Origin of the sequence: Nonomuraea sp. NBC_00507 (genome assembly GCF_036013525.1) — a bacterium.
Taxonomy (GTDB): Bacteria; Actinomycetota; Actinomycetes; order Streptosporangiales; family Streptosporangiaceae; genus Nonomuraea.
Map to the genome: position 1 here is coordinate 927,057 of NZ_CP107853.1, position 25,726 is coordinate 952,782.

The 25,726-nt window shown below is 67.2% G+C and carries 32 protein-coding genes; 10 read left to right on the top strand and 22 right to left on the bottom strand.

Features of this window, described 5'->3' with window-relative positions; all coding sequences use genetic code 11:
* Window positions 1-36: 36 nt before the first annotated feature.
* From OHA25_RS04825 to OHA25_RS04885, 13 genes are all read right to left on the bottom strand, one after another.
* Window positions 37-1,257 carry a site-specific integrase gene (locus tag OHA25_RS04825; RefSeq protein WP_327586394.1) on the bottom strand — a complete coding sequence of 407 codons (1,221 nt, stop codon included), beginning with the start codon at window positions 1,255-1,257 and terminating at the stop codon, window positions 37-39.
* Complete coding sequence (locus OHA25_RS04830; RefSeq protein WP_327586395.1) at window positions 1,254-1,445, bottom strand: helix-turn-helix domain-containing protein; 192 nt, start codon at window positions 1,443-1,445, stop codon at window positions 1,254-1,256. The genes OHA25_RS04825 and OHA25_RS04830 overlap by 4 nt, the downstream gene beginning before the upstream one ends.
* A gap of 5 nt (window positions 1,446-1,450) precedes the next feature.
* Window positions 1,451-2,917, bottom strand: a complete 1,467-nt coding sequence (locus OHA25_RS04835; protein WP_327586396.1) for a replication initiator — start codon at window positions 2,915-2,917, stop codon at window positions 1,451-1,453.
* A complete protein-coding gene (locus OHA25_RS04840; RefSeq protein WP_327586397.1) occupies window positions 2,914-3,261 on the bottom strand; it encodes an RRQRL motif-containing zinc-binding protein in 348 nt (115 codons plus the stop codon). Before OHA25_RS04840 ends, OHA25_RS04835 begins: the two co-directional genes overlap by 4 nt.
* A complete protein-coding gene (locus OHA25_RS04845; protein ID WP_327586398.1) occupies window positions 3,258-3,602 on the bottom strand; it encodes a hypothetical protein in 345 nt (114 codons plus the stop codon). The genes OHA25_RS04840 and OHA25_RS04845 overlap by 4 nt, the downstream gene beginning before the upstream one ends.
* A complete protein-coding gene (locus OHA25_RS04850; RefSeq protein WP_327586399.1) occupies window positions 3,599-4,372 on the bottom strand; it encodes an FtsK/SpoIIIE domain-containing protein in 774 nt (257 codons plus the stop codon). Before OHA25_RS04850 ends, OHA25_RS04845 begins: the two co-directional genes overlap by 4 nt.
* Window positions 4,373-4,427: 55 nt before the next feature.
* Window positions 4,428-4,580: a hypothetical protein gene (locus OHA25_RS04855; protein WP_188188907.1), complete on the bottom strand. Its 153-nt coding sequence runs from the start codon at window positions 4,578-4,580 to the stop codon at window positions 4,428-4,430.
* A 103-nt stretch (window positions 4,581-4,683) separates the two neighbouring features.
* On the bottom strand, window positions 4,684-5,319 hold the full coding sequence (locus OHA25_RS04860) for a hypothetical protein (RefSeq protein WP_327586400.1): 636 nt from the start codon (window positions 5,317-5,319) through the stop codon (window positions 4,684-4,686).
* On the bottom strand, window positions 5,319-5,477 hold the full coding sequence (locus tag OHA25_RS04865; RefSeq protein WP_327586401.1) for a hypothetical protein: 159 nt from the start codon (window positions 5,475-5,477) through the stop codon (window positions 5,319-5,321). The genes OHA25_RS04860 and OHA25_RS04865 overlap by 1 nt, the downstream gene beginning before the upstream one ends.
* On the bottom strand, window positions 5,474-5,671 hold the full coding sequence (locus OHA25_RS04870) for a hypothetical protein (RefSeq protein WP_327586402.1): 198 nt from the start codon (window positions 5,669-5,671) through the stop codon (window positions 5,474-5,476). The genes OHA25_RS04865 and OHA25_RS04870 overlap by 4 nt, the downstream gene beginning before the upstream one ends.
* A gap of 91 nt (window positions 5,672-5,762) precedes the next feature.
* Window positions 5,763-5,990 (bottom strand): hypothetical protein, encoded by a 228-nt coding sequence (locus OHA25_RS04875; protein ID WP_327586403.1) that lies wholly within the window; start codon window positions 5,988-5,990, stop codon window positions 5,763-5,765.
* Between the two features lie 14 nt (window positions 5,991-6,004).
* A complete protein-coding gene (locus OHA25_RS04880) occupies window positions 6,005-6,379 on the bottom strand; it encodes a hypothetical protein (RefSeq protein WP_327586404.1) in 375 nt (124 codons plus the stop codon).
* 68 nt (window positions 6,380-6,447) lie between these two features.
* Entirely contained in the window at window positions 6,448-6,780 is a 333-nt protein-coding gene (locus tag OHA25_RS04885) for a hypothetical protein (RefSeq protein WP_327586405.1), read from the bottom strand.
* A gap of 220 nt (window positions 6,781-7,000) precedes the next feature.
* On the opposite strand from OHA25_RS04885, the gene OHA25_RS04890 reads away from it, so the two are divergent.
* From OHA25_RS04890 to OHA25_RS04900, 3 genes are all read left to right on the top strand, one after another.
* Entirely contained in the window at window positions 7,001-8,329 is a 1,329-nt protein-coding gene (locus OHA25_RS04890; RefSeq protein WP_327586406.1) for a hypothetical protein, read from the top strand.
* A gap of 10 nt (window positions 8,330-8,339) precedes the next feature.
* Window positions 8,340-8,879 (top strand): GNAT family N-acetyltransferase, encoded by a 540-nt coding sequence (locus OHA25_RS04895; RefSeq protein WP_327586407.1) that lies wholly within the window; start codon window positions 8,340-8,342, stop codon window positions 8,877-8,879.
* 615 nt (window positions 8,880-9,494) lie between these two features.
* Entirely contained in the window at window positions 9,495-9,629 is a 135-nt protein-coding gene (locus OHA25_RS04900; RefSeq protein ID WP_327586408.1) for a hypothetical protein, read from the top strand.
* Between the two features lie 423 nt (window positions 9,630-10,052).
* On the opposite strand, the gene OHA25_RS04905 is transcribed toward OHA25_RS04900, so the two are convergent.
* Window positions 10,053-10,928, bottom strand: coding sequence for a DinB family protein (locus tag OHA25_RS04905; RefSeq protein ID WP_327586409.1), 876 nt, complete (start codon window positions 10,926-10,928; stop codon window positions 10,053-10,055).
* Between the two features lie 106 nt (window positions 10,929-11,034).
* Window positions 11,035-11,457 carry a MarR family winged helix-turn-helix transcriptional regulator gene (locus tag OHA25_RS04910; RefSeq protein WP_327586410.1) on the bottom strand — a complete coding sequence of 141 codons (423 nt, stop codon included), beginning with the start codon at window positions 11,455-11,457 and terminating at the stop codon, window positions 11,035-11,037.
* 87 nt (window positions 11,458-11,544) lie between these two features.
* Between OHA25_RS04910 and OHA25_RS04915 the strand changes: the two genes are divergently transcribed.
* The 5 genes from OHA25_RS04915 (at window position 11,545) to OHA25_RS04935 (ending at window position 15,309) form a co-directional block, all read left to right on the top strand.
* The gene (locus OHA25_RS04915) at window positions 11,545-12,543 is read left to right on the top strand and encodes a quinone oxidoreductase family protein (RefSeq protein ID WP_327586411.1); all 999 of its coding nucleotides are present in this window, start codon (window positions 11,545-11,547) and stop codon (window positions 12,541-12,543) included.
* 169 nt (window positions 12,544-12,712) lie between these two features.
* Window positions 12,713-12,940 (top strand): hypothetical protein, encoded by a 228-nt coding sequence (locus tag OHA25_RS04920; RefSeq protein WP_327586412.1) that lies wholly within the window; start codon window positions 12,713-12,715, stop codon window positions 12,938-12,940.
* Window positions 12,941-13,176: 236 nt separating this feature from the next.
* The gene (locus tag OHA25_RS04925; RefSeq protein WP_327586413.1) at window positions 13,177-13,734 is read left to right on the top strand and encodes a dihydrofolate reductase family protein; all 558 of its coding nucleotides are present in this window, start codon (window positions 13,177-13,179) and stop codon (window positions 13,732-13,734) included.
* 499 nt (window positions 13,735-14,233) lie between these two features.
* Window positions 14,234-14,608, top strand: coding sequence for a VOC family protein (locus OHA25_RS04930; RefSeq protein ID WP_327586414.1), 375 nt, complete (start codon window positions 14,234-14,236; stop codon window positions 14,606-14,608).
* A 173-nt stretch (window positions 14,609-14,781) separates the two neighbouring features.
* Window positions 14,782-15,309: a DUF1062 domain-containing protein gene (locus tag OHA25_RS04935; RefSeq protein ID WP_327586415.1), complete on the top strand. Its 528-nt coding sequence runs from the start codon at window positions 14,782-14,784 to the stop codon at window positions 15,307-15,309.
* 442 nt (window positions 15,310-15,751) lie between these two features.
* On the opposite strand, the gene OHA25_RS04940 is transcribed toward OHA25_RS04935, so the two are convergent.
* Together OHA25_RS04940 and OHA25_RS04945 are read right to left on the bottom strand one after the other, a co-directional pair.
* Entirely contained in the window at window positions 15,752-16,066 is a 315-nt protein-coding gene (locus tag OHA25_RS04940) for a DMT family transporter (RefSeq protein ID WP_327586416.1), read from the bottom strand.
* Window positions 16,063-16,689: an FMN-dependent NADH-azoreductase gene (locus OHA25_RS04945; RefSeq protein ID WP_327586417.1), complete on the bottom strand. Its 627-nt coding sequence runs from the start codon at window positions 16,687-16,689 to the stop codon at window positions 16,063-16,065. Before OHA25_RS04945 ends, OHA25_RS04940 begins: the two co-directional genes overlap by 4 nt.
* A gap of 73 nt (window positions 16,690-16,762) precedes the next feature.
* Here OHA25_RS04945 and OHA25_RS04950 point away from each other — a divergent pair, with 73 nt between their 5' ends.
* Window positions 16,763-17,248, top strand: coding sequence for a TetR/AcrR family transcriptional regulator (locus OHA25_RS04950; RefSeq protein ID WP_327586418.1), 486 nt, complete (start codon window positions 16,763-16,765; stop codon window positions 17,246-17,248).
* A 205-nt stretch (window positions 17,249-17,453) separates the two neighbouring features.
* On the opposite strand, the gene OHA25_RS04955 is transcribed toward OHA25_RS04950, so the two are convergent.
* The 4 genes from OHA25_RS04955 to OHA25_RS04970 form a co-directional block, all read right to left on the bottom strand.
* On the bottom strand, window positions 17,454-18,236 hold the full coding sequence (locus OHA25_RS04955; RefSeq protein ID WP_327586419.1) for an enoyl-CoA hydratase/isomerase family protein: 783 nt from the start codon (window positions 18,234-18,236) through the stop codon (window positions 17,454-17,456).
* Between the two features lie 111 nt (window positions 18,237-18,347).
* A complete protein-coding gene (locus tag OHA25_RS04960) occupies window positions 18,348-18,611 on the bottom strand; it encodes a class I SAM-dependent methyltransferase (RefSeq protein ID WP_327586420.1) in 264 nt (87 codons plus the stop codon).
* Window positions 18,608-19,366 carry a class I SAM-dependent methyltransferase gene (locus OHA25_RS04965; protein ID WP_327586421.1) on the bottom strand — a complete coding sequence of 253 codons (759 nt, stop codon included), beginning with the start codon at window positions 19,364-19,366 and terminating at the stop codon, window positions 18,608-18,610. The genes OHA25_RS04960 and OHA25_RS04965 overlap by 4 nt, the downstream gene beginning before the upstream one ends.
* Window positions 19,363-20,583, bottom strand: coding sequence for a riboflavin synthase (locus OHA25_RS04970; RefSeq protein WP_327586422.1), 1,221 nt, complete (start codon window positions 20,581-20,583; stop codon window positions 19,363-19,365). The genes OHA25_RS04965 and OHA25_RS04970 overlap by 4 nt, the downstream gene beginning before the upstream one ends.
* 342 nt (window positions 20,584-20,925) lie before the next feature.
* Between OHA25_RS04970 and OHA25_RS04975 the strand changes: the two genes are divergently transcribed.
* Window positions 20,926-23,103 carry a WD40 repeat domain-containing serine/threonine protein kinase gene (locus OHA25_RS04975; RefSeq protein WP_327586423.1) on the top strand — a complete coding sequence of 726 codons (2,178 nt, stop codon included), beginning with the start codon at window positions 20,926-20,928 and terminating at the stop codon, window positions 23,101-23,103.
* 69 nt (window positions 23,104-23,172) lie between these two features.
* Here the strand turns inward: OHA25_RS04975 and OHA25_RS04980 are convergent, their stop codons facing one another.
* Entirely contained in the window at window positions 23,173-25,542 is a 2,370-nt protein-coding gene (locus OHA25_RS04980; RefSeq protein WP_327586424.1) for a hypothetical protein, read from the bottom strand.
* Window positions 25,543-25,726: the final 184 nt, after the last annotated feature.

Here is a 25,726-nt window from a genome sequence, read left to right on the forward strand (position 1 = left end):
TTGATCTTCTGGCAGCTACTTCGGCAGCAGTTGCGGCTACCGGTCCAGGCTGTCACCGAGACGCTTGAGCGCCTTCCTGGTCTCCTCGGACGGGACATGGGTATAGATCTCCATCGTGACCTTGATATCGCTGTGCCGCAGGATTTGCATGGCCACCCTCGGGTGAACGTCCAGCGCGGCGAGAAGAGACGCGCACGTGTGGCGCGTGTCATGAATCGTGATCTTCCGGACTCCAGCCTTCCGGCATCGGGTATCGAAGCGCCGGTTGAAGTTCCTCGGCTCGAACGGCGTGCCGTACTCAGTGGTGAAGACGAACCCGGAGTCGATCCAGGCGTCTCCAGCACGGTCTTGGGCATCAGCCTGGCTTTTCTCCCGCTTGCGAAACGCCGTTACGCAGATCTCTGGCAGCGGCAGAACGGCATCGGACGCTTCCGTCTTGGTCTCGCGGTGGTGAAGTTGCCGCCTGACCCGTTGGAGCTGCCGGGAGACATCCAGTTCTGCCAAGTCGAGGTTGACACGATCCCAGGTAAGGCCGAGCAGTTCACCCTTACGTAGGCCCAGAACGAGGATCAGTACGTAGGCGGCATACAGAGGATCGGTGTCTTGCCTGGCCGATTCGAGGAACTGACGGGCTTCCTCTACGCTCCAAGGTTTGATCTTCCGCTTGCGCTTGGCGGACAGCCGCACCGCTGTTGCCGGGTTCTTGCTGATCAACTCTTCAGACAGGGCCACGTTGAGCGCACTTCGCAACACGCCACGAGCGTCCTTGATCGTCCGATCGGATGCGATCTGCTTGCAACAGCGGCCAAGGGCGCAGCATCGGGGTTGACGCCGCCTTTCGTCCTTGCCCTGGGCGCAGCACTGACAGGTCACGCGGAGCTTGTTGATCCACAAGCGAATGTCGCGTACCTGGATCTGGTCGAGGCGTTTGGTGCCGAGATGGGGCTTAATGTAGAGCCGGACCATGGTTTCGTACGTGCTCGCGGTCAACGGTGCGAGATCGGTGACAACGACCTCACGAAGCCAATAATCGAGGAAGTCGCCAAGCCGAGGCAGGTCAGAGGCCACCGGGCCTTCCCGGGCTTGGGCGTGAAGCTTGAGCCATTTCCGTTTGGCATCTTCGTAGGTCTTGGCCCGGAAGTACTTGCGACGTCGTAACCCGTCCGGACCAGTGACCCAGACGAAGCCGCGATAGCCGCCCTCAGCGGGGTAGATCGAACCTTCTCCGTTCCCGCGTCGTCTCTTGCCCTTGCTCACGGATGTTGCTCCTCTGCGATCTTGGCTACGTACTCGTCCACCCACTCGGGGAGGATGCGGCGGTGTCGTCCGTGCTTGATGCTGCGGATCTCACCTGACAGCACCAAGAACTTGGTCTTGGTTAGGCCGAAGTTGAGCATCTCGGCGACCTCGGCGATCGTGTGCCACTTCTTGATGATCACGGTCATGATGTTCACCTCCCTTCCGCACTGGTGACCATGGATGCGATCTCGTCACGGGCCACGGCGGCATACTCGCGGGCTTTGGCGGCGGCGGTGACCGCCAGGAGAGCGTCTGCTTGAGTGCGCCAGCCAGTTCCGGCATAAGTCAGCAAGCCGACGATGAGGGTGGTGTCCAGTTCGTCGAAGGTTTCCGCGGTTCGATGTTGGCGTCGGCGCCAGGTTTGCCGCGCAGCGCGGAGGACTTTGAAGGTGGTGGAGTAACGGCGGCTTTTGGTGGTGAAGTGGCCTCGGAAGCCGAGCATGTGTGCCCAGCGGCGGAGGGCTTTGAAGTCGTCGTGGGGGTGGTCGCCGAGTGTCCAGGCGGCGCGGATGAGTCGTCCGAGGTGGGTGTGCGGTGGCGCGTAGATGTCGAGATTGTTCTCGGTGATGCGCCGGGAGACCGCGCCCACGGCTTCGGTGCTTTTGGTGGCGTATTTGGCCAGGTACGAGGCTACGTGGCCGTCTGTGATTTCGCCATCGCCGGAGAGCTGGACGTGCCGAATGTCAAGTTGGTCGCCCCAGGTGATGTCCCAGCCGCCTGGTTTGCGCGGGTGGTCGAGGGTGGCGAACCAGGTGTTGTGTACGGCTTGCTGGAGGGCGTCTTTCAGGTCGTCGGGGGTGATCTCTGGCGGGGGTGGGATGATCGCGTCGTCTGGGTCGTGGCCGTCGAGGCGGATCAGGGCGTGGAAGTGGACGAGTCCACGTGCTTGGAATTCGGCGACCTTGGCGTAACGGACGACGACCTTGACGCCGAGCTGCTTCGCGCGACGGTCGAGTATGCGCCGGAGAGTAATCATGGTGCGTCGCCAAAGTTCGGGGGCGTGAGCATTCCAAGCCACGGCGGCGGCGTAGTCGTAGCACTCGGGACAGAGGGGCCGGCCGAGGCATCGTTCGTCTTCGCGGTGGATCCTGGCGCAGGAGATTTCGCGTCCGTGGCGGCAGTACTCCCGGTTGCGGCGTGGTCGGCAGGGGACCTGCTTGCCGCTTTTGGCTGTGCGGCGGGTGTGGACCAGGCCGTAGGAGGGAGCGGTGAGGGTGGCGAAGACTGCGGGGTGTTGGCTGACGGTGTCGGGAACACCTTTGCCGCCCGCCAGACCGGAGCGGATGAGGTGGTAGGCGTCGCGCTTGTAGACCTGGGAGCAGGCCGGGCATACGGCTTCGCGACGGTTGCCGCAGGAGGTGTAGAGGATGCCGTCTGGGTGGTCGTTGGTCTGGTGGACATCGATGAGTTCGCCGGTGGGGGCCACGTGGGCGATCTCGCCTTGCAGTCGTACAGGGTGGGTGCAGCCGCCGGTGGCCATCGCGTCGGATAGCCATTGGTCGTAGTCATCGCGCGCTGCTCGTTGGATCAGGTCGCGCAGGAGGGGTGTCTCGGCAGTCGCTCCCGGTCCCGAGCCGGTATGTGGTTCGGGGCCGAGGGCGATGGTCGAGGCGGTCATGCGGCCTCTACGCAGTCGAGGCAGGTGCCGTAGCGCTTGGGCAGGCAGTAGCCGACATCCCGCAAGCAGTCCGGGCAGGTGCGGCGGGCTTGCATAGCCCGTTCGAGGGCGACTAGTTGAGCAGTAGTCGCGGCTCGCTTGGGCTTGGCCTGGTCGATGGCGTACAGGTAAGCGACGCGTTTACCGCGACGCCAGATGATCTGGGCTTGGATGTCTTGGCCGCCAGGTCGAAGTCCGAGAGCGGCGAGTTGGCGGCGGGTTGCCAGGCCGTTGGGGGCCATTCGGTACGGGTAGGTGGGGATGCCGAATTCGGCTCCGGTGGGGTCCCAGTAGGTGCGGCTCATTGAGCGTCACCGCCCCAGCGTTGTTGGGCGGCTTGCCGGGTGATGCCGAGGGGGCGGGCGATCTCGGTCCAGGAGTAGCCGCAGGCGCGCAGGCCCGCGACGGCTTGGGCGATGGTGGTGTCGAGTTCTTGGGCTAAGGCGATGGCGTCGGTGAGTGCTTCGATGTCGCCGGTGGCGATGCGGCGGCCGTAGGCGCGTATGACGCGTCGGAGGAAGGCGGCGTAGTCGTCGTTTTCGACGACTCGTCGTGGCCGGTTTGCTGTCAATGTCGGCTTGACGCTGGAATCGCGAAGGATGCCCGGTGTGCTACCGGGTGTGGGGGGAAGGTGGTGGGGTTTCATGCGACCTCCCCGCCGTCGAGGGCGTGAAGGTGGCGGCGGCCTCGGAGTTGGGCCGCGTAGTTGGCCAGGTAGATGATTTCCTGGTCGGTGAGGTAGGCGGCTTTGATGCGGCGGGGGATGCCGTCTTCGGCGCGGAGCCAGCCGACGCCGCGTGCTTGGGGGTCGATGGTGGTGGCGGAGTAGCCTCGGTCGGCCCAGCCATGGCCGAGGATGGTGTCGGAGGAGGCTTCGGTGGAGCAGCGGAAGGCCCACCGGTAGCCGAACAGGTCTCGCATGCTGGTGGGGACGATGTCGGCGGAGGGGCGTTGGGTGGCCTCTACGGGGAGGATGCCGGGGGCGCGGCCTCGGGCGACGATGTCGCGGTTGAGGGCGTTGAATTCCTTCTGGGCGGCGGGTGTGCCGACCGTGGCGGAGAAGTAGCCGATCTCATCGACGATGACCACGTAGGTCGGGAAGTCAAGGTCGGGTGTGATCTTGCGTTTGCCGACCGAGAGTAGCCAGTCGGTGCGGTCGTCGATTTCTCGTTGAAGCCATTTGAAGGTGTCGATGGCTTCGTCGATGGAGGGGCCGATGAAGCGTTCGGCGCAGTCGCGCCACATGCCGAGTTCGACGCGTTTGCCGTCGACCAGGATCAGGCGGCAATCCAGGGATAGAGCTGCGTGCGCGACGATGAGTTGGAGGGCGGCGGACTTACCGGCGCCGGGTTCGCCGCCGATGAGCATGTTGCGCTCGGCCAGGCGGACGTGGACGGAGGCTCCGTTTTCGTCCAAGCCGAGGTGGACAGGATCCCAGATGGATAGGGAGCCGACCGGTATGGCAGCGGCTTCAGGTGTCATCGTGGGTCACTCCCCACGCGTTGCGGACCTCGGGGGGCTGGGTCTCCAGTTCTTGGAGGCAGCCGCCGCAGAGACCGTCGTCGGGACGGGGGCCGTACATGGCGTCTTGGCAACGGACGCAGGCCCATTCGTCGAAGAGCATGATGGGTTCTCCGTTTCGGGGTGTGGAAGGGGAAGCCCTCGCGCCTGTGTGGCACGAGGCGTCGAGGGCTTGCCCGTGTGCGTGGTGATCGGCCCCGGAAGGGTTAGGCGTCCGAGGAGGCTTGGTTCTGCCTGTCGCGGATGAGGGGGACGATCGTGGTGGAGGCCGCCAGAGTGTCGCGGCGGATGATGTCGAGGGTGACCAGGTGGGTCCAGCGAGGGTTGACCTGCACCCGTGCATCACGGGCGTAGCAGGCGGTGCGGATTTCGCTGATGTGCGCTTCGATGTCCTCGACGCAGATTCCGGCGCGTAGCCAGAGGTGGGCGCGTTCGCCCACGCTGGTGGGGCGGATCCACAGGATCAGCGGCAGCCGTCCGGCTTTGGTGTGCAGACGGTGTGCTTCGTGACAGAGTCGCTGGAGGCGGTGCCGGGTGATCAGGCACCAGGCGTGCGCGAAGAACCAGCGGCGGATGGGAACCACGGCGAACAGGGCCGCGAAGGGCAGCAGCCACGCGCCGAGGGCGACGAGCAGGAGCGGCCATCCGGTCAAGTTCCAGGTGGCATTGACCCAGTTGCCCAGGAAGGCCGTGGCGAGCACGACCAGGGCGAAGAGGATGAGTTCGGTACGCCAGCGCCAGAGGCTTCCAGCAGCGCTGTTGCTGACCGTGACCATGGTGCGATCGTGGGTCTGGTACGGGTTGTTACGGGGGTTGCGGAACTGGCTACGGGAGCGAGACATCACCAGTCCCACCCTTCGTATTCCGCGATATCGTCTTTGATCGTGAACATGACCCCTCCGCCTTCAGGCCAGGGGCCATGCGCAGACGAGGTCTGCATGCGTTGATCGAAGTTGGTTTCCAGCCAGGCCACGGCTTCGTGATTGATTTCGATGTTCATGCCGACCGCCGTTCCGGTTGCACGTCAGCAACCTTGAGCTGGCCGAAGCGGGGATCGCGGTAGGTCCGGCTGGCGAAGCCGGTACGAGTGATCTGCCAACCCATCCGGGTGGCGATGTCGTCGTCTCGGGCGCAGATGCGTTCGTCGAGGTACGCGACTAGGCGCACGCAGGATCGCTTGATACCGTCGAACATGACGACGGCTCCCTTCTCTCTTGGCTTGAGGTGGGGTTGGTTGTTGGGGCCGGGCTGGAGGCGGCAACCTCCAGGCCCGGCATTTCGGTGATCAGGCGACGGTAAGAGCGTCGCTAGGGGCGAACTGGTTGGGTTCGCACTGGTAGAACATGACGTTGAGGCTGTCTACCTGGAGTTGCTGCTTGGCGAACTCGTAGATTTCGTTGAAGACAGCGTGTCGGGTCTGCTGGTCAGTGGCCCAGATTCCCGTGAGCGTGTTGCGGCGTTCCCCTCCTCCGACTACGGGGGCGGCGACGGTGATGACGTAGAAGTAGGTCATGACGGTTCTCCCTGCTAGAAGGGGATGTTGTCGTCGGGCATGGTGAAGCCCGTGTAGGACTCTTCGGGGGTGTCGTTCTGCTGCTGGTTGGGGCAGGTGAGCTGGTGCAGCTCGGTGGAGAAGTGCAGCGCGGCCAGGAGGAGGTTCTGAGCCTCCGTGAGCTGGTCGTGGATCGCTTTCTCGTCGATCTCGCCTCGGTCGTAGAGGCAGGTACTTGCTTCACGCTGGATAGCGTTGGCCAGCCTGTTGACCTCAAAGACGGCCGTGTCGAACAGGGTGGCAGCGTGGTGGAGCTGCGCGTCATGGAGGTAGGCCATGCCGTGCTTGCGCTCGCACTTGTCGTTTTGCTCGGTCGAAGTGGTGCCGTTGATACTGGGCGTGGTGGACATGTGCTGTTCCCTTCTGACGGGGTTGCGCTGGACGGTGTACGCGGGGATGAGTCGCTTCGACTCGTGAACTAGGCGGCTTTCTGGTTCGGCTGTGCGGGCGTGATCTGCTCGGCGCGGAAGGCGGTTCCGTTGCGCTCTCCCTGAACCCAGGGGATCGCTTCGAGCCCGATGAAGTGCACGGGCATTCCAGGGCCAACTCTCGGCTTGTCTCCAGCCACGGTGACCCGGATGACCTCGGCACCGTCAGGGGCCATGGCGACCACCTGAACAGTCCAGAGCGCGCGGCCCGTCTCCTTGCCGTTGATCTTCTCCATACGCTGCCGACCCTCGCTGTCGTTCTTGGGTTGCGGCTCCTGCGACGCCGTGAACGCGACGCCAGAGGTGTCCAGCTTGAGACGCATGATCTCGACTCCGTTCTGTTGGATGTTGATCTCTCGCCGTGACGTGGAATGAGTCACACTGGAAGAGTCAAACGAAGCCGTAGGACACAGCGAGGGTCAGTAATGGACCAGACGCGGACATGTGAAGGACCGCGCGCGGACCATTTGCCGAGCTGTCTTGTTTCAGCCCCAACGTCTGACTGAACCTGAGGTCAAGCCCCTTTCCACGAGGGAGGTCAAGGTGCCGAACGACCGACGAGGACGCGAACCCCGCACGGTCTTAGAGTTCCTGATCTGGCAGCAGGACCGCACATACGAGGAGCTGGTCACCGAGTTTCATCGGAAGGCCAGAGACCTCGGTGAAGACGCCACGATCAGTGCCCGGCACCTCCGCCGCCTCGCATCGGGGGAACGTGATGGCACGACGCCTGTTACGCGACGTGTCCTGCAACAGCTCTTCGGTCAACCTGTTGACCAGCTGCTCACCACCTGGCAGGACCGTAGCACCGGGCTTATCGAGCCCATTGCAACAGGTACACCGGCCCTCATCGAGGCCGCTACAGACAGGGGAATGATCAGCATGGCAGCCAACCGCGCACGGCAATTCGCACTCATCACCGGACAGATCGGCTTGACATCAGACGCTCTTGAACAAATCCATGAAGACGTTCACGAGCTAGCGATGGCCTACCCGCAGCGCCCACTCTCCGAGATACTCGCTGACCTGGTGAGCGTCCAAGACCTGCTCTTCTCCCTGTTGGAACAACGGCAACGCCCCGACCAGGCCAAACATCTCTACTTCCTGGCAGGAGTCAACGGCGGCTTGCTCGCCAAAGCATCACACGACCTCGCGGACCCACACGCTGCCATGACCCAGGCACGCACAGCGTTCATGTGCGCGGATCACTCCGACCATGACGGACTGCGCGCCTGGATTCGTGGACTTCAATCCTTCGTGTCGTACTGGGCCAAGCGTCACAATGAGGCGATCAGGTACGCACAACAGGGGGCCGAGTTTGCTACCCGTTCGCGGAACACATCGATGGTGTGGTTGGCCATGAACGAGGCGCGAAGCTGGGCAGCTCTGGGTAACGCGATCAATACCACGGCCGCAATCCAACGCGCCGAGGATTCATGGAATAGAGTCCAGCCGGACGAGATGGATGAGCTGGGTGGTATCGCCACATTCAGCCGCCCACGTCAGCTCTACTACGCAGCCGATGCTCTCGCTTGGCTTCCGTCCGAAACAGAGCACGCGGAACGCTACTCCGCAGAAGCCATAGTGGAGTATGCCGACACGAGCCGTCCCGAGTGGGCGTTCGGTGACCAGGCCGGAAGCCACTCAGACCTCGCTATCGCGCGCATTCAGCGCGGGGAGGTCGAGGGAGCAACTGAGGCCCTTGCGCCGGTCCTCGATCTGCCGCCCGAACAGCGCATCAACGGCATCATCCAGTCCGTTGAGCATGTTCACCAGGTGCTTTCCAAAGCGCCAGCTAGCGGTGAGGCTCGTGAGCTGCAAGAACGCATCGAGTTCTTCACCCGGACCCCGATGAAGGCACTCCCGATGTAGATTCCGGATCATGTATCCGGTTCACCTGGTCGGCAAAAAGATCATCCTCCGCGAGTTTCGCCCCGACGACGTTGACGGCGCTTTCCGCATCGTTGGCGATCCTCGTGTGACTGACTGGCTTTCCTTCGATACCCGCACCCGTGATCAGGCTGCTGACATGGTGGCGGGTATCGTCGCGCGTGCCCAGGAAGACCTACGTACCGAGTACTACCTCGCAGTGACCAAGCAGGACTCCAGCGACCTGATCGGGTTCGGTCGTCTCGGCTTGTCCGGTGTGAAGGCCGCCAAACTCGGCTTCGCCATCACAGCGGACGAATGGGGTCACGGCTTCGCTACCGACGCTGCCCGTACCCTTACGGACTTCGGCTTCCGCGAGCTCGACCTTCACCGCGTCAGCGCTGCTATCGGTCCGAAGAACGTGGCGTCCATGGCGCTCGTGACCAAACTTGGCTTCCTCCCCGAGGGCCGCATTCGCGATCACGTGTTCACCAACGGAGCATGGCGAGACAGCATCCTGTATTCCGTTCTCAAACACGAGTGGCCGCACTGACCTGTGAGGACTTTCTTTACTACTTCAAGGGCGCGCTCTCGCGCGCCGCAGGGCTGATCACCACACGCGGAAGAGCGCGGACGCCAGGTGCGGACCGACCATCGGAGCGCAGGTGTCGCGCGTTGACCGGTGCAATGCAGGGGAAGACTCGGCTCACTTGGGCGCGGTCGCCCGGCCACGCTTTGGCCTTGACGGCCACGCGCGCCGGCACCGCGCAACGCCTCACCCCGCGCATCGGTCCGCACGGGTACGCGCCGCAACGTCAGCCGGGTTGCCGTCCGTACGGCCGGGGCCATCCCGCTCCTGGTCCGCGCCGATATCGAAGCGTTTCGGAGCCGGATCAGATGGGACCCTCGAAGATCACCCAGGGCACCAGGGCCACGCTTCGCGCGGTGAGGCCCGTGGCCTCACTAATGATCAAGTTTAGTGGTCCCCTAGATGATCTTCCCCATCAGATCCTGCACCACCGCAACGCTTCGATATCGGCACTGCCCGTCCACGGGATCGGCCCTGCGTTTGTGCACCAGGGGCAGCAGCAAAGTGCAGCAACCGCGCCGTACGCCACCGTCCGTAGGTGACCACCAACAACCCCTTTGAGCAGCGCAGACACTTTCAATGATCTTCCTGCCGAAACTTCGGGACGAAGAGGTCGTGGGTTCAATCCCCGCCACCCCGATAGAGTTGCCACAGGTCAAGGGCCTGATTCTCAAGACCGAGAATCAGGCCCTTGGTCATTTGACCGTCATTTGACCTGTCCGTCTGAACGCCTTCTAGTGGGCACTGACGGGTTCAAATGAGTTTTCTCGATCATCTTGACCGCAGGGCGTAAGGGGTCCACTGAGCGCACCCGTTCAAATGATCAAGGTGGTACGTGCACCTCTTGCTCCGTTGCCACCCACCAAATTGCCGAGGTCAACGAAAGTCGCGTATCTGCAGGTCGCGCTGGAACTGCCCCACGGCGGTTGATCACGTTGATGATCAGGGCGGTGGTCGCGTCGTTGGCGACCAGGTCGTGGAAGTTGGACAGCGGCTTCTCCTGGCGATAGAGCCTGGGCCTTCCTTCCGCCGGTTTCCCGGACGAGTTCTGGAGCTACGGCCAACCACCACTCAGCTGATCAGTGGGTACGTCGGTGAGGGGCCAGGACCTAGATACGGGTAATGCCGGAAGGGCCGCTACGCTCCCGTGCCCCCATCGATGCGCTCCCGGATCAGGTCGGCGTGCCCGGTGTGCTGCGCGTACTCCTCCAGGAGGTGGATGTAGACCCAGCGGAGGCTGACCTTGCCGGTCGGCGCCCTGGGATCGTCGGCCAGCTCGTCGAGGTCGATGCCCGCAACCGCGGCGTCGCACGCAGCCGTCTCCGCGAGGAAGGCGGCGTAGTCCGCCTTGGCGTCGGCGTCGGCCACCAGGTCGAAGTCGCCGTCTTCGTACTCCTCGGTGATGTGCAGCTCGGGCAGGTCCTCGTGCAGGAACTTCTCCCGAAACCAGAAGCGCTCGACTTCCGTCATGTGTCGCAGGAGGCCGAGCAGCGTCAGGTTGGACGGCTCCACAGAGGCGGTCTTCAGTTGCTCGGTGGTGAGGCCGGCGCATTTGCGCAGCAGGAACACCCGGCGGAGCTTCAACCAGTTATCCAACATCTCGCGTTCGCCACAGGCCATGTCCGACCGAGGTCCCCGCTCTACGTCGGGTGCTGTCCACGTCATGTCACCATCATGACGACCTGTGCAACCGATTTTGCGGGGTACGCGCATATCTTGCCCGCCGCCGACCAGGCGGCAGCACGATGGAAGCAGGGCATGCACCATCGGCCCGCCCGTGGCTGCGACCAGCTCGGCCATCACCGCCCGCGCCTCGCTTTCGAGCACCGCCGCGGGGATGCCCGTTCCGGGCTGAAAGTCGGGGTGGTTGCCCGCCGACGTCGTGTCTCCTTGGCCGTTTGAGGTCGTTGGGCTGGTGGCCGAGTACCGGCCGACCGGCAAAGACATCCCATGGGCCTGAACGTCACCACGAGCCAAGACAGAAACGCGCTCATGCTCATCGTCGCAGAACATGCCTCCGTCGAGCTCCGCAGCGTGACGGCGAGCAACTAGAGACTGCTGCAGTCCACACCCATGAAGCCGTTGGATCCACCTTGATTGGGTGGGCCGCGGGTGCGTGTCAGCCCAGTGCTTTTCGCAGCAGCGCCGTCAACTGATCCTGTTCGTCGGGCGAGAGTCGTCCGACCGCCGTGCGGGCGAAAGTGAAGGCTGTTGCGAACCGGTGGTTGATCTCGTCTCCTCGGGGAGTTCGCGCGACGAGTCGTGCACGGCGGTCCCGGGGATTCGGTTCGCGGGCCACGAGGCCGAGCGCTTCGAGACGCACGACGATCTGGGTGATGTTGGAGGCATCGCAGCCGAGCTCCTTGGCCAAGGCGCCCATGCCGCGTCGCTCGTCGAGTCGCCCGAGCACACATGCCTGCGCCGGGCTGAGCGACAGCTCGGCCGCGGCCGCCTCGTAGGCGCGGTCGTATACGTCGACCAGGTCGAACAAGGCGGCCTCGGCCTCGGATGAGGTGGTTACGGGTCCGTTCGGCAGCGCCATGGCGCCCAGCCTAGTGGAGTTACTTGATTCACTCAAATAGTTGTGATCCAATGATCCTTGAGCTACTCAAGTAAAGAAGGATGGCTGATGGACAGCAGAGTCGAGCGCACAGCGGGCGGCGCGATCGTGGTGCCGCAGATGAACGCGGTCGTCCTTGACCGGTTCGGCGGAGTCGACGAACTCTCGTCGCGCCGGATACCGCTCCCGGAGGTCGGCGACGACGACGTCCTCATCCGGGTGGAGTTCGCAGGGGTCGGGTCCTGGGACGCGGTCGAGCGGGAGGGGGACTACGACGGCGCTTTCGGCGTCGCGTCGACCTTCCCCTATGTCCTCGGCTGGGACGCAGCAGGCACGGTGGCCGCGGTCGGACGCAACGTCACCCGGTTCGACGTGGGCGAGCGTGTCTACGCTGCGACGATGCCGGTGCCGCGTGGCGGCTCCTACGCCGAGTACGCCGTCGTTGAGGCGGAGTACGTGGCGCGCGTTCCCGACCGGATGCCGACCGAACAGGCCGGCGCGATGGCCTGGGATGCCCTGACCGCATTGAGCGGCCTCGATCTGCTCGGCCTGCGGCCGGACGAGACGCTCATGGTCTTCGGGGCCAGCGGGGGTATCGGGCACCTGACCGTACAGCTGGCGCGGCACAGCGGCATCCGAGTCTTGGCCGTGGCCTCTGGTGACGACGGTGTCGCCCTGGCCCGGCGACTGGGCGCCGACAACGCCATCGACGGTCGCAAAGACGATGTGTTGGCTGCGGCATTCGAATTCGCACCAGGCGGGCTCGATGCGGCTCTGGTCACCGTGGGAGGCGAGACTGCCGAACGGTCTCTTCGCGCGATCAAGAACTCGGGACGGATCGCCTGGCCGAACGGTGTCCTGCCCGTGCCTGTAACGTCGCCGGGCGCGACGGTGTCCTACTACGACGGGGATCGAAGCCGCACCGCCACCGATCGGCTGAACGCGATCATCGAGGCGAGCTCCTTCGAGGTCCACGTCGCCCGGACCTTCCCGTTGGAGCGAGTCGAGGATGCGCATCGCGCTCTAAACGATCACTATGTCGGGAAGCTGGCCCTCAAGGTCGGATAGGACGCAACAAGCGGCCCGAGGCTCCGGCTGGCGGCCGCTGACGATCTGGCCACGGTGACCGCCGCCCAACTGCGTGAGGTGATCGAACGGCTGATGGCCGCCGGGCAGTGGCGCTCCGGTGGCCCGGGCATTCTCCTCGTGGCCGACGCCGACTACGACGGGCCTCGCCGTGCAGGTACGCGAGATCCTCGGAGAGGTCCGGGCGAAGATGACTGGGGAAGTCGGGATCGTCAGGCTTTCGCAGCAGCACCGTCCAGTACTCCTCGGCCGCGCGCTGGACATCGCCAAGGCCGTATTCGGCCGTTTCCTCCAAGAAGTTGTGCGCGACGCGACCGAGAGCGGTGCCGCATCCACAGTCGGTCACAAGACGGGAATGATTCGTGACGAACCTGCTTGACACTCTCGTGGCGGAACGGGACGACCCTGCGCGACCCCTCGCAGGCGGTGCTCACCCGGGCGGGTTCGTGTTGGCCGGGTCGGTGGAGCTGGACGGGCAGCCCGAGGTGCGCTTCGTCCGGGATCTGACGGTTGACGGAACCGGCCGGCCAGCCGATCGATGAGTTCCTGGTCGTGCGGAGGTCACAACCTGCAGGACCGCTGGCAGACTGACGCGCTCGTACCCGAAGGAGACGCATGGCAAAGCTCATCTACTCGATGATCACCTCGCTCGACGGCTACGCCGAGGCGGCGGAGGGCGACCTCGGCACCGGGGCCGACGACCAGGAGGTGCATACCTTCATCAACGACCTCTTCCGCCCCGTCGGCACGTACCTCTACGGCCGACGGATGTACGAGACGATGGTCTACTGGGAGACCGCGCACACCGAGCCCGACCAGCCGCCGCACATCCTGCAGTACGCCCGCGACTGGCAGGCCGCGGAGAAGATCGTGTACTCCACGACGCTCGAGTCGGTGTCCAGTGCGAAGACCAGGATCGAGCGGACCTTCGACCCGGACGCGGTGCGCAAGCTCAAGGCAGAGGCTGATCACGACCTCACCGTCGACGGCCCGAACCTCGCGGCGCAGGCGATCGCGGCCGGCCTGGTGGACGAGTACCACCTGTTCATCACCACGAGCGTGGTCGGCGGCGGCAAGCGGTTCTTCCCCGACGGCGTGCGCCTCGATCTCGAGCTGGTCGAGGAGCGTGCCTTCGACAGTGGACTGATCTACGCGCGCTACCGGACCCGCTGAGCCGCACCGGTTGGTGACGCAGCCGGCGGCGTTCGGCTCGCGCTGTACCCGCTGGGCCTGCTGCGCGATGAGGCCGCACCCCCATGGGGGGGCCACGGGCGGGGGCTTGGGGATCAGCCTGCCGTCCACGGGCGGAGCTTGTCGGGGTTGCGTACGGCCCAGATGCGCTTGATCCGGTCGCCTGCGATGTCGAACGCCAGCACCGCCGTGGTGGGCCCGCCTAGCTGGAGAACCAGGCCCGGCTGCTGACCAGGCCTCCGCCGTCGGCGATTCCGGTGGCGTCGGGGTCGAGGAGGTCGATGAGGGTGTTGATGTCTTTGGCTCCCCACGCCAACCTCGGCGAACGGGTATCGGAAGACGTCGTGCATCAAGGTCCGGGGCGGCAAGGCAGCCCGGGCGCGGATCGGGCCGGCCCGCCGCTCCCGGGTGCCCGGTGCGTCGCGGGCCTGGGCCGTTTAAGGATTGGCTGCGTGTGGTTGATGCCCGTAGGGTGCCGAGCATGGCTTGTCGCATTTCCGAACTGATCATCCCTTGCCGGGATCCTCAACGGCTGGCGGCGTTCTGGTGCGAGGTGCTGGACTTCATCGTGCTCGACACCGAGGACGAAGGCGCGGTGGAGATCGGACCACGGGAAGGGTTCGGCGGATTGCAGCCGACTCTGGTCTTCAGCCCCACTACCGAGCCCAAGACGGGCACGCTGCGGCTGCACTTCGACGTCAACGCCACCGACCGCGATCAGGACGCCGAACTCGAACGCCTCCTGAAGCTCGGGGCGCGCCCGGCCGACATCGGCCAGACCGGCGAGGAGCCCTGGCACGTCCTGGCCGACCCCGAAGGCAACGAATTCTGCCTCCTGCGAGCCCGCCTGAGCTGAGCATCGGCCCGCACCGGCAAACGACCCCTATGTGAGGACTTCGCGCGCATGACGCCGCCTGCTCTTTAGACCTGACACTTCCCTGCGCATCGGTCGCCGACGACGCCGTCGGCTCTGTTTTTTGTGCTCTTCGTCAGGTCTTCAGAGAGATCATGTCTTCACATCCTCATATCGTGCTGCCCTGGGCGGTGCGGCGCATCCGCCTGCCTCTGCTCGCCCTCCGGTGCGTGGACTGCCCTTCCGGCCGCGCCACCATTGGCGACGGCAGGTTCCGCGTCAACGCCAACGGCAAGCTTCTCGACGTCTGGCTCCTGGTCAACTGCGTTTCCTGCGGTAGGACCAGCAAGCTCACCGTCCACGATCGCGTCCCGGTCCGCTCACTGCCCGCTGACCTTCTGGCCGGTTACTCGGCCAACTCGTCTTCCCTCGTCGTGGACACCCTCCTCGACCCGTTGATCGCCCGGCGCAACCGGTTCGCGCTCGATTGGGACGGGTGCTGGGAACTCCACGCACCTCCCGTTCCGGAGGATCCGTGGCCCGTTCAGATCACGGTCACCTTCGACGATCCCGTGCCAGTCCGTCCCGAACGGCTCATCGCTCATGGATTAGGCATCAGCCGTCATGAGATCGCTCGCAGAGTCAAGATCGATATCCCGCTGAACCGCAGGACGAAACAGGATTTCTCATTCGTCCTGGTGTGATCGGTTCAGTAGGTCCAGCTGTCTGTGCGACGCTCTCCGCCAAGGCAGAACACGGCTGTGCCGTGTTCTGCCTTGGCCAGGTCGACGCGGATCCAGACGACTGCCATAGCGCGAAGGCGGCCCTGATCAGCCTGCAGCCAACTCGGTGAGCCGGGCCAGTCAGTCCAAGGCCGGGGCGCGGAACGCGTTGCGGATCCGCGTGATCGGCCCGGCTGTAGTACAACTTGTTGGTGAGCAACGCCGCCCAGCGACCCCGCTCACGGTGCACCCACATCGCGGTCCCGGTGAAGCCGTAGTGCGCGAAGACGCCCTCACTCGGGTCGGTTCCGGGAGCTGCGTGCCAGAACAAGCCGCGGGCCGGCTCAAGGTCTCCGGTGTGGATCTGGAGAGACTTCTCCACCCATTTGCGCCCAAAACCTGCCTCTGCTGTGCTGTCACTGGTTCAGGTGGTGACCCGGGCCAGCGCTATCCCGCCGACGATCAGGGCGAGCGCCGCCATCCTGCTGACCGAGACGGGGTCGTCGTTGAGGACGATGCCGAGCGTGATCGCGCCGACGGCACCGATACCGGTGAAGACGGCGTAGGCGGTGCCGACCGGCAGTGTGTTCATGGCTTGCGACAGCAGCCAGACGGCGGCGGCCATCAGGGCCAGGCAGACCACGGTGGGGATCGGCCGGGTGAAGTTGTGCGTCGGTTTGATGCTTTGCGACCAGGCCACCTCGACGAGCCCGGCGAGCAGCAGGATCAGCCAGTTCATCGGGCCGCCTCCTGGAGCGCCGCGGCCAGCGACTCCTCGTGCCGGTCACGCAGGTGGGCCAGCGCCGGGTCGAGACGGGCGTTGACCAACTCGGCGTGGATGAACGTCACGTCCTCCACACGGAAGTGACCCTTGAAGAAGTCGCGCAGGTAGCGCTCCTGGTGGTCGTACGGTTCGCGTGGCGTGCCCGGGCCGTAAGCGCCGCCGCGCGCGCTGGTGATCACGAAAGATCGCCCGGCCAGCGACATCTTTGGGAAGGTGATCTGGTCGAGCCAGGCCTTGAGCGACGACGGGATCGAATAGTTGTACATCGGCGTGCCGATCAGGATGATCTCGGCCGCTACCACCTCATCCAGTAGCGGTTTCACGATGGCCCACGCCTCACGCTGGGCAGGGGTGCGGGCTGCCTCCCGGTAACGCGAGATGTCGGTGATCTCCTGTTCCAGGATGTGGTCGCACAGTTCCGTCCACGCCTCGCCGATGTGTGGCACGGGTTGCGCGGCGAGGTCGCGGTAGACGTACCCGGCGTGCGGCTCGGCCGCTCGCCAGGTGTCGGCGTACACGCGGGACAACCGTCGCGAGAACGACGTCCGGCGGGCGCTGGCGTCGAGGTGCAGCAACATGATCTCTCCAGATATGTGGACATGATGTCCACTTAAATATAACCGGACACACCGTCCAGATACAATGCAGGGTATGGAGAGAGCCGACACAGCGCGCAACCGCGCCAGGATCCTGGAGGCGGCCGCCGTACTCTTCGCCGAGAAGGCGCCGCACGACGTGACCATGGACGACATCGCGAAGAAGGCCGGCGTGGGCCGCGGTACGCTCTACCGCCGCTACCCGGACCGGGCCTCAATCGCCGTCGCGCTGCTCGACGAGCACGAGCGGGAGTTGCAGGAGCGGCTGCTGCGCGGCGAGCCGCCGCTGGGCCCGGGCGCGCCGCCCGCCGAACGGTTGGCCGTTTTCTACGCGGCCATGGTGCGCCTGTTGGAGGACCACCGGCATCTGGTGCTCGGCTCGGAAGTGGGCCGCTCCCGCTTCGAAACCGGCGCGTACGGCTTCTGGCGTGCCCACGTGCGCGCGCTCTTGGTTGCCGCAGGGACGCCCGGCCCTGGCCGCCCCACGTACGGCACCCGGCCATGGGGGGCGTTTCGAAAGCTGAGTTGGACAGTTCGGTGACCGCCCGCCGGAGCTCGCGGATGGCCGCCATCGGTTTGCGCAGGTCGACGGAGGCGACCCCGGCCAGGCGCCCGCCTGACTCGGCGACGAAGGTGGCCACCTCGTCGTTGGAGATCAGCGTGCCTTCCGGCCCGTACCAGGCGCTGATCAGGGCCAGGTCGACGACGGCCGCGTCCATGGCTGCCACGGTGACGGAGACCCCTCCTCAGGTGCCGTCGGCTGAGTGGCCTACTGTCCGGTTCATGAAGGCCCGGATCCGGCCGTCGGTTGCCGCCGTCGTCCACAGTTCCACGGTGGCCCGCTCCGTAACACGGTCGAGCCGCTCGTTCACCTCCTGCCGGAGTTGCGCCTTGGTGCAGCGGAAGGTGTCGGCCGGGATGTCGGTGGCCATCCGGCCGGCAACGGCCATCGCGTGATCCAGCAGGGCGTCCGGGTCGCTCAGCTCGTCGACCAGGCCCAGGGCCAGGGCCGCGTCCGGCTCGTGGTTGGCACCGTCGAAGATCGCACGGCGGGCGCCGACCGGGCCCAGCGCGAATCGCATGATCTCCAGCGCCGAGTGCGGGAATGGCACCCCGACCCGCAGCTCGGGAACCCCGATCGTGCCGCTCCCGGAGGCCATGATCCGGTGGTCGCAGGCTGCGGCGAGCACGCAGCCACCGGCGATGGCGTGCCCGTTGACCGCGGCGACCACCGGCTTGCCCAGGTCGAAGACGGATCGGAAGGCACCGCTGAGCGCGGGCAGGAACTCCGCCACGTACGCGGCGCCGCCGTCCACGACGCGCTTGAGGTCGACGCCCGCCGAAAACACCCGTCCGGCTCCGGTCACCACCACGGCCCGCACAGGTCCCCGCTGGTCGTCCAGATCGCGCATTGTCTGCTCGATCGTCCGGCACAGCTCCAGATCCAGGGCGTTGACCTTGCCATGGGCCAGTCGCACGACCCCGATGCCGTCCATCACGTCGACCGCGATCATCGCGTTCCCTCCCACGCCTCGGCTCCTTCCGACTACGGACGAGAGTGCGCCGGCCTCATCTGTGCCGGCCTTTGCGCCGCACCGGCCTCCCGCACCAGCAAGATCAGAGCACTGTCACCACCATCATCACGCAGAGCTACCTTGGCGCTCAGGTCGCGTTCGGCAGCAGACCGCCTGCCGGCCGGATACCCGGCGCATCTCGGCGAGGCCCGCGGTCGCGTCGGTCCAGTGGTGGACGGTGAGAATGGCCATCGCGGCGTCGAACGACTGGTCGGGGAACGGGAGACACTCGGCGTATCCCTGGATGACCGGCGCGGAGCCGGGGGGACGCTGGCGGGAGTAGCCGAAGCCGATCGTCTGGTACGGGTTGGCGTTCATGAACCTCGTCATTCCTCTCCGTCGGCGGGATCGACGTGCCCGCGCCGGGCTCCCAGCAGCAGCAGCGGCGGGCGTCTGAGATGTTCGGCCAGGTGAGGATGGCTCTGGAGAGTGGCGGGGCCGGGGACGGGTTCGTCGATATCGGTCAGTTCCAGGCCGGCGTCGAGCAGGCCGCCGATCAGGGTGGCCACCTGCCTGTGGTGTTTCTCCACGCCTTCGATGATCCAGTTCTGGGTTCGAGGCCCTTCGGAGGCGTAGTCGTCGACGGGCCAGAGCGTGTCCTTGCCGGTTTTCCGCCAGCCGGTCATCGGATCGGCGGCGGTGCAGATGGGGTGTTCGATGGAGAAGATGAACCGTCCATCCGGTCGCAGCCAGTGTGCGACGCGCCGGACCAGTCCCGGGTAGTCGGCGACGTAGTGCAGGGCGAGGCTGCTGACGACCAGGTCGGCGGAGCGGGCGGGCAGCGTGAGCTCGTTCAGGTCGGCGTGCAGGTAGCGGACTCGCGGATGCGGGGTGGCCAGCGCCAGCATCCGCTGGGAGGAGTCCACCGCCAAAACGTGCGCCGCTCCCGCGTCGGCCAGCCGGTGGGCGAGCGCGCCAGCTCCGCAGCCCAGATCGACGATGGCGGCGCCCGCCACGGGAGGGAGCATGCGGCTCATGGCCGGGATCTCGATGGCGTCGTTGATCCCGGCACCCGAATCCCTGAGCAGACGGTAGCCCTCGAAGAAGTGGGGATCGTCATACAGGTCGCGGCCCGCCGTGATCACAGGTGCTTCCTCAGGTCGTCCACGTCGAGCAGCGGCAGACCCCAGCGCAGCGCGGCCACCTCCAGCTCGGCGGCCTTGGCCATGGTTCCGTCGGGGTTCATGACCTCACAGCACACCCCGACGGGCGGTAGCCCGGCCGCCACGCACAGGGCGATGGTGGCCTCGGTGTGACCGGCGCGCTCGGCGAGCCCTCCAGGGCGTGCGGCCAGCGGGAAGACATGACCCGGCCGGAGGAAGTCGGCCGGCCTGGACTCCGGATGGGCCAGGCGGCGTACGGTCGCGGCGCGTTCGGCCGCCGACACCCCGGTACCGGTCCCGGCGGCCAGATCCACCGGGACGTGCGGCCGGGTGCCATGCCGATCACCGGGTCCAGGGATGGGTCCGATCTCCAGACGATCCAGGACCTCGGGCGCGCACGGCACGGTCGGATGACCGCAGACCTGGGTGAGCAGGAAGGTGAACGCATCCGGCCGCAACCGCGCCCCCGCGAACACCACATCGCCCTCGCCCTCCCGGTCGGGATCCCAGATCACCACGGCTCCTCCGGACGCGAGTTGCGCCAGCGCCTTCTGCACGCCTTGCCCGCCCGAAACCCGTCCCGCCCACGGCAGCGCCGCGACTACCTCGCCCACCGCCCGCCCCGGGTCCGACGGCCAGCGCCGCACCAGGCGGGCGAGCAGATCGGACTCCAGGTTCACGCGATCGCCGGCCGACAACTCCGCCAGCGTGGTGGCCCCCAACGTCATGGGGATCAGCGCCACCGAGAAACGGTCACGCGACACCTCGGCGACGGTCAGGCTGACGCCGTCGACCGCGATCTGCCCCTTAGAGACGACCAGCGGGAGGAAACGCTCCGGCGGCTTGATCCACAGCCGCCGTGTGCCGCCCCCGTCGTCGACTCTCACGACTTTGCCCACGCCATCCACGGCGCCCTGGACCAGGTGACCACCCAGCGGGTCGCCCAGCGCCAAGGGCGCCTCCACGTTGACCCGCGTGCCGGGCCGAATCTGGTCGAGGGTCGATCTGCGGCGGGTCTCGGCCGTGAGCCTGGCTTCCAGCACGTCCGTCTCGTGCCCGGACTGGGCGATCATCAGCCCGACGCCGTTCAGGCAGATCGAACCCAGCCCGCTCGCGGTGACCTTGGGCGCTCTGACCGCGATACGCGCATGGTTGACGGCCACCACCGTTCCGACTTCCTGAATGTGCCCGGTGAACATCCGGCACCACCTCTCGACAGCGGCAAGGACGATCCTCGCCACACGAAGGAGTCAGGGGCCGTGAGCAAGGCCCGAGAGGTGGCGGGGTGTCACCGCGTGGCCCGGAATCACACCGAGTCGTCCCACCGCTACCGGCGGAACCGGCGGGCTGTCACCGCCGCACCTTGGAATCGCACCAATCCACCTATATCACCACAAGCCGTCAAGATCAACGATCGGCGGCCGAGTTGCTGCGGGAGGCCGGATGTGCGCCTTATGCGAGTAGGCTTTTAGCGCTGGATTTCGTGCGTAAGCGTCCCTGCGCCATCATTCTGCTGAGCATCCTTCTTGGGGAAGGTACGTGTGCCCAGTTTCAGTCCTCTGCGGCCGACCGACCCGCGCCAGGTGGGTCCTTACCGGCTGACGGGCTATCTGGGCGCGGGCGGCCAGGGCACCGTTTACATCGGAGAGTCGCCCGAGGGCCAGGTCGTCGCGATCAAGGTGCTGCACGCCCGGCTGTCGGAGGAACCCCAGGCCCGCGAGCGGTTCCTCCAGGAGATCGCCGCGACCCGGCAGGTACGTCAGTTCTGCACGGCCCGGGTGCTGGACGCCGACACCAGCGGGGACCAGCCGTACGTGGTCAGCCAGTACGTTCAGGGCATCTCGCTGAGCCGGCTCATCGCCACGCAGGGGGTCCGCGACCCCGACGCGCTGGAGCGGCTGGCGGTCGCCACCGTCACCGCGCTGGTCGCCATCCACCAGGCCGGCATCGTGCACCGCGACTTCAAGCCGAGCAACGTCGTCTGCGGTCCTGACGGGCCCCGGGTGATCGACTTCGGGCTGGCGCGCGCCCTGGACTCCACGGTGGCCGAGAGCAGCGACATCCTCGGAACGCCGGCTTACATGGCGCCGGAGCAGTTCAGCGCCGGCGTGGTGACGGCGGCGTCGGACATGTTCAGCTGGGCCGCCACCATGGCCTACGCGGCGAGCGGGCGGCCGCCGTTCGGGAACGACAGCATCCCGGCCATCTTCCAGCGCATACTCAACGAGGAGCCGGACCTCACCGGGCTCACCGAGCCGATGCGGTCACTGGTGGTGGCGTGCCTGGACAAGAATCCCGCGGCCCGGCCGTCGGCAACCGACCTGCTGTTCAACCTGCTCGGCCACGGCGTGCCCAATCCGGCGCGGGAGGCGATGGGTCAGGAATCCCTCTTCTCGGCCGGGACGCTGCCGCAGGAGAGGGGTGGCGAGGGTACCGCGTCCCAGACGGGCGCCCCGTCGCTCGCGGGGTCATCCTCGCTGCCCGGCTTGTCCTCGCCGTCGGGTCCGTCCTCGCCGTCGGGTCCGTCCTCGCAGTGGGCTCCGCCATTCCCCTCGGGTTCGTCGTCGCAGTCCGTTCCCGCCTCGCTTTCGGGTCCGTCCCCGGTCTCGGGCGGAGCGTCGTTCCCTGATGCTGGGATGGTCTCGGCGACGGAATCGCTGGTGGGTCCGCGCGTTCGCGCCGGTCTCAGGTCGCGGCGCACCCTGGTCGTCGCGTCCCTCGGGCTGGTGGCCGCCGGGGCCGTCGCCACGGGCGCGGCATACTTCGCCCTTGCCGGGCCGGCGACGCCCCCGGTCGTGACGCGACCCACCGTCGTCCCGGGGCCTACCACGCCGGTGATCCAGCCGGAGGTGACCCGGACCCTCTCCCCGGAACCCGCCTACGCTGTCGCGTACAGCCCGGACGGGAAGACGTTCGCGACCAGCGGCGCCAATGGGGCCGTGCGGCTGTGGGACGCCGCCACCCGCCGCGTCACCGCCTCGCTCGACGGCCACACCAAGGGCGTCCACGCGGTGGCGTTCAGCCCGGACGGCAAGACGCTCGCGACGGGGAGCGACGACGGGACCGTACGGCTGTGGAGCCTGCCCTCGGGGCGTGGCAGGGGCACGCTCACCGGCCACACCGGAGGGGTCGGGTCGGTGGCGTTCAGCCCGGACGGCAAGATCGTGGCCAGCGCCAGCCGCGACCAGACCGTGCGGTTGTGGAACGCCGCGACCGGCGACGGCACCGCGATCCTCGCCGGCCACACCGACTGGGTGGACTCGGTGGCGTTCAGCCCGGACGGCGCCACGATCGCCACGAGCGGCCACGACCGGACCGTACGGCTCTGGCATCCGGCGACCGGCGAGGCCGCCGCCGTGCTCTCCGGCCACCGCTACTGGGTCTTCTCGGTGGCCTTCAGTCCGGACGGGAAGACTCTGGCGAGCGCGAGCGCCGACCGCAGCGTCCGGCTGTGGGACGTCGCCGCCCGCAAGGAGCGCAGCGTGCTCGCCGGTCACCGGGGCTGGGCCACCGCGGTCGCCTTCAGCCCGGACGGGAAGACGCTGGCCAGCGGCGGCTATGACCGCAAGGTACGGCTGTGGGACGTGGCGAGCGGACGCGGCATCGGCGAGCTGGACGGGCCGGCCGACTGGGTCTACTCGGTGGCGTTCAGCCGGGACGGCACGACCGTCACCGGGGTTGCCGGTGACGCCACGCTGAGGGTGTGGGGCACGCGCTAGAAAGCGCCGGTCCCGCGCTGGGAGTGTGGGGCACGCGCTAGGGAGTGCCGGTTCCGTGCTGAGACCGCACTACGGAGTGCCTGCGGTCGCGTCCGAGGACAGCGGGCGCCGCCAGACGGTCGGCTCGTCGCCCTGGCCGGTGGCCGTGGAACCCACGCCGACGAGCTCGCCCTCCACCGTGGTGAACGCGGTCAGCCGCTGGTCGCCCGGGCCGGACATGCCGATGCCGCGCGGCTGCTCCGGCTTCCAGGAGCGGCCGTCCGCCGAGGTCCAGATGACCACGTCGCCGGGCCTGCCCACGGTGCCGGCCACGACGAAGCCCTGCGGGGTCGCGGCCACGGCGGTGACGCTGGACTGCTCGCCGGCCACCACCGGGAGTGAGATCGGCTGCCAGCTCCGGCCGCCGTCGACCGACGCGTACCCGAACGCGGCCGTGCCCGTCCCGTTGCCGGTGACGGCCGTACCGGCGGTCACCAGGACGTCGTCGTGGGAGGCGATGTGGGTCAGCCAGCCTTCGTTGACGCCGGCCGGGATCGGCAGGCGTACCAGCGACCACTTGCGGCCGTCCGGCGAGATCCACACGGTGGGGCGGCGGATGAAGACGCCGCCGTAGGCATTGGGGTCGGTCACGCCGCCGGCGGCGACGAAGCCGAACATGCCGCTGGTCACGGAGTGCATCCACCGCCTGGTCGTCGGCGTGCCGACGAGGTTGTCCTCGCCCGCCGGGATGCCGCGCTCCCAGGTCTTGAGGTCCGGGGACCACCAGGTGCCCGCGCCGAAGCCGTCCTCACCCACGATCACGTAGCCGTCCGGGCCGGCGGCGGCGCCGCGGGCGATCAGCGCCTTCGTGCCGTCGGGCTGGAACGCCGCCACGCCGTCGGCCCGCCGCCAGCTCTCGCCGTCCGCCGAGGTCACGACCAGGGGACGGCCCGGCGTCCGGCCGCTCGACCCGACCGCCAGCCAGCCGGCGAAGCCGGGCGTGAGGCCGGTCAGCCGCTGCCGCCCCTGGCCGGTCAGGGCCTTCTCCTTGTCCTGGATGCGCCCCCAGGTGCCCCCATCCGCGGAGGTCCAGACGGCGGCCTCCCCGTTGGCGCCTCCGACCGCGACCACCCGGCCGTCGGCCGTGCCGAGCGCGTCCACGACCTTGCCGCTCCCGGTGGTGTTCGGGAGGCCGGTGGGGACGTCCTTCCCGGCCTTGTCGCGTACCGCGAGGAGGGCGCCCGTGCCTCCGTGGGCCGCGTCGGCGCCCACCACGACGGTGTTGTCCGCGGCCGCGGCCGCGTCGCGTACCTCGGTGCCGTCGGCCGTCGTGCCGGCGGGTTGCCAGGAGCGGCCGTCCGTGCTGCGGACCAGCCGGATCCCGCTGTCGGTCTCGATCGCGGCGACCGCGGCCTGGGACGTGGCGGTCAGCCGTAACAGGCGCCGGAAGCCCGGCACGTCGATCTTCGCCGCCGTCGTCCAGCGCACGCCGTCGGGCGAGGTGTAGGTGGTGGCGTGGGAGCCGTCCTGGCGCACCGCGAGCATGGTCGTCGCGGTCGCGGCGAAGGTCAGCTCCGGCTTACGGGACTTGCCCGGGACGGCGAACGCCTGCCAGGTGTTGCCGGCGTCGGTCGAGCGCCAGGTGATGTCGTACGGCTTGATGGAGCTCTCGCCGCGGACCACGATGGCGTTCTTGACGCTCGCCACATCGGTGAGGGCAAGGGTGCCGCCGGTCGGCGGGTGGAGCCGCCAGCCGGCCCGGCGTTCCCAGCTCCGGCCGTCGCGGGACAGCCACACCACCGGGGAGGCGTCGGTGAAGTCGCCCTTGTCCGAGGTCCGTCCCACGGCGGTGAAGCCGTTTCCGGTCCACGCGACGTCGGCGACCTGGTCGCGCGGGCCGAAGGCGAGGCTGGCGGTGGCGTCGGGCTGGCGGGTCCAGGCCGCGCCGTCGGGGCTCGTCCAGACGACGGTGCCGCCGACGCGGTCGCCAAGCGCGACCCAGCCGCCGGAGCTCGCGGAGCTCGCGGGGCCCGCGGCGAGGTGGCGGGGGACCTCGCCGGCGGCGGGCGGCTCGCCCTTCGCGGTCCGCACCTGGGCGCGGGCGAAGCTGCGGCCCGCGTCCTTGGACAGGAAGAACCCGGTCCGGTAGCCGGAGTCGGCGTCCTCGCCGCCCGCGATCACCACTGTGGTGCCCATGGCGGCGACCCCATTGAGCTCCAGCTGCTGGCCGTCGCCGCTGCCGGCCGGGCCCGCCGCGAACAGGCTGCCGGCCAGCTCCGCGGCCGCCGGCTCGTCGCTCTGGCGGGAGGCCACCAGCACACCGCCCGCCACGACGATCGCGAACGTGACGGAGGCGCCGCCGATCAGCAGCGAACGGAAGCGCTTCTGCCGGCCCGGAGGCATCGGGTCCGTCGCCGGGTAGCTGACGTCGGGGTCGGTCAGCTCGGTGGTCGGTGGCACCGACGGTAGCGACGGCAACGACGGTTGAGAGAACGGTGACGAGGGCTGCGAGAAGCGTTCGACCGGCGGTAATGAGGGTTGGGAGAGCCGTTCGTCGTGTGGTGACGACGGCTGGGACATCCGTTCGTCCGGTGGCGGTGACGGCTGGGAGAGCCGCTCGTTCACCTGCTCGGGCGAACCGTCG

Coding starts and splice junctions, on each gene's coding strand:
- OHA25_RS04835 (WP_327586396.1), bottom strand. CDS start 2,917: ATGACCGCCTCGACCATCGCCCTCGGCCCCGAACCACATACCGGCTCG.
- OHA25_RS04970 (WP_327586422.1), bottom strand. CDS start 20,583: ATGTTCACCGGGCACATTCAGGAAGTCGGAACGGTGGTGGCCGTCAAC.
- OHA25_RS04865 (WP_327586401.1), bottom strand. CDS start 5,477: ATGAACATCGAAATCAATCACGAAGCCGTGGCCTGGCTGGAAACCAAC.
- OHA25_RS04940 (WP_327586416.1), bottom strand. CDS start 16,066: ATGAACTGGCTGATCCTGCTGCTCGCCGGGCTCGTCGAGGTGGCCTGG.
- OHA25_RS04845 (WP_327586398.1), bottom strand. CDS start 3,602: ATGAAACCCCACCACCTTCCCCCCACACCCGGTAGCACACCGGGCATC.
- OHA25_RS04870 (WP_327586402.1), bottom strand. CDS start 5,671: ATGTTCGACGGTATCAAGCGATCCTGCGTGCGCCTAGTCGCGTACCTC.
- OHA25_RS04860 (WP_327586400.1), bottom strand. CDS start 5,319: ATGTCTCGCTCCCGTAGCCAGTTCCGCAACCCCCGTAACAACCCGTAC.
- OHA25_RS04945 (WP_327586417.1), bottom strand. CDS start 16,689: ATGTTGCTGCACCTCGACGCCAGCGCCCGCCGGACGTCGTTCTCGCGA.
- OHA25_RS04830 (WP_327586395.1), bottom strand. CDS start 1,445: ATGACCGTGATCATCAAGAAGTGGCACACGATCGCCGAGGTCGCCGAG.
- OHA25_RS04915 (WP_327586411.1), top strand. CDS start 11,545: ATGGACAGCAGAGTCGAGCGCACAGCGGGCGGCGCGATCGTGGTGCCG.
- OHA25_RS04895 (WP_327586407.1), top strand. CDS start 8,340: ATGTATCCGGTTCACCTGGTCGGCAAAAAGATCATCCTCCGCGAGTTT.
- OHA25_RS04930 (WP_327586414.1), top strand. CDS start 14,234: ATGGCTTGTCGCATTTCCGAACTGATCATCCCTTGCCGGGATCCTCAA.
- OHA25_RS04950 (WP_327586418.1), top strand. CDS start 16,763: ATGGAGAGAGCCGACACAGCGCGCAACCGCGCCAGGATCCTGGAGGCG.
- OHA25_RS04905 (WP_327586409.1), bottom strand. CDS start 10,928: ATGTTCTGCGACGATGAGCATGAGCGCGTTTCTGTCTTGGCTCGTGGT.
- OHA25_RS04840 (WP_327586397.1), bottom strand. CDS start 3,261: ATGAGCCGCACCTACTGGGACCCCACCGGAGCCGAATTCGGCATCCCC.
- OHA25_RS04900 (WP_327586408.1), top strand. CDS start 9,495: ATGATCTTCCTGCCGAAACTTCGGGACGAAGAGGTCGTGGGTTCAATC.
- OHA25_RS04910 (WP_327586410.1), bottom strand. CDS start 11,457: ATGGCGCTGCCGAACGGACCCGTAACCACCTCATCCGAGGCCGAGGCC.
- OHA25_RS04855 (WP_188188907.1), bottom strand. CDS start 4,580: ATGCTCTTCGACGAATGGGCCTGCGTCCGTTGCCAAGACGCCATGTAC.
- OHA25_RS04875 (WP_327586403.1), bottom strand. CDS start 5,990: ATGACCTACTTCTACGTCATCACCGTCGCCGCCCCCGTAGTCGGAGGA.
- OHA25_RS04960 (WP_327586420.1), bottom strand. CDS start 18,611: ATGACGAGGTTCATGAACGCCAACCCGTACCAGACGATCGGCTTCGGC.
- OHA25_RS04885 (WP_327586405.1), bottom strand. CDS start 6,780: ATGCGTCTCAAGCTGGACACCTCTGGCGTCGCGTTCACGGCGTCGCAG.
- OHA25_RS04925 (WP_327586413.1), top strand. CDS start 13,177: ATGGCAAAGCTCATCTACTCGATGATCACCTCGCTCGACGGCTACGCC.
- OHA25_RS04880 (WP_327586404.1), bottom strand. CDS start 6,379: ATGTCCACCACGCCCAGTATCAACGGCACCACTTCGACCGAGCAAAAC.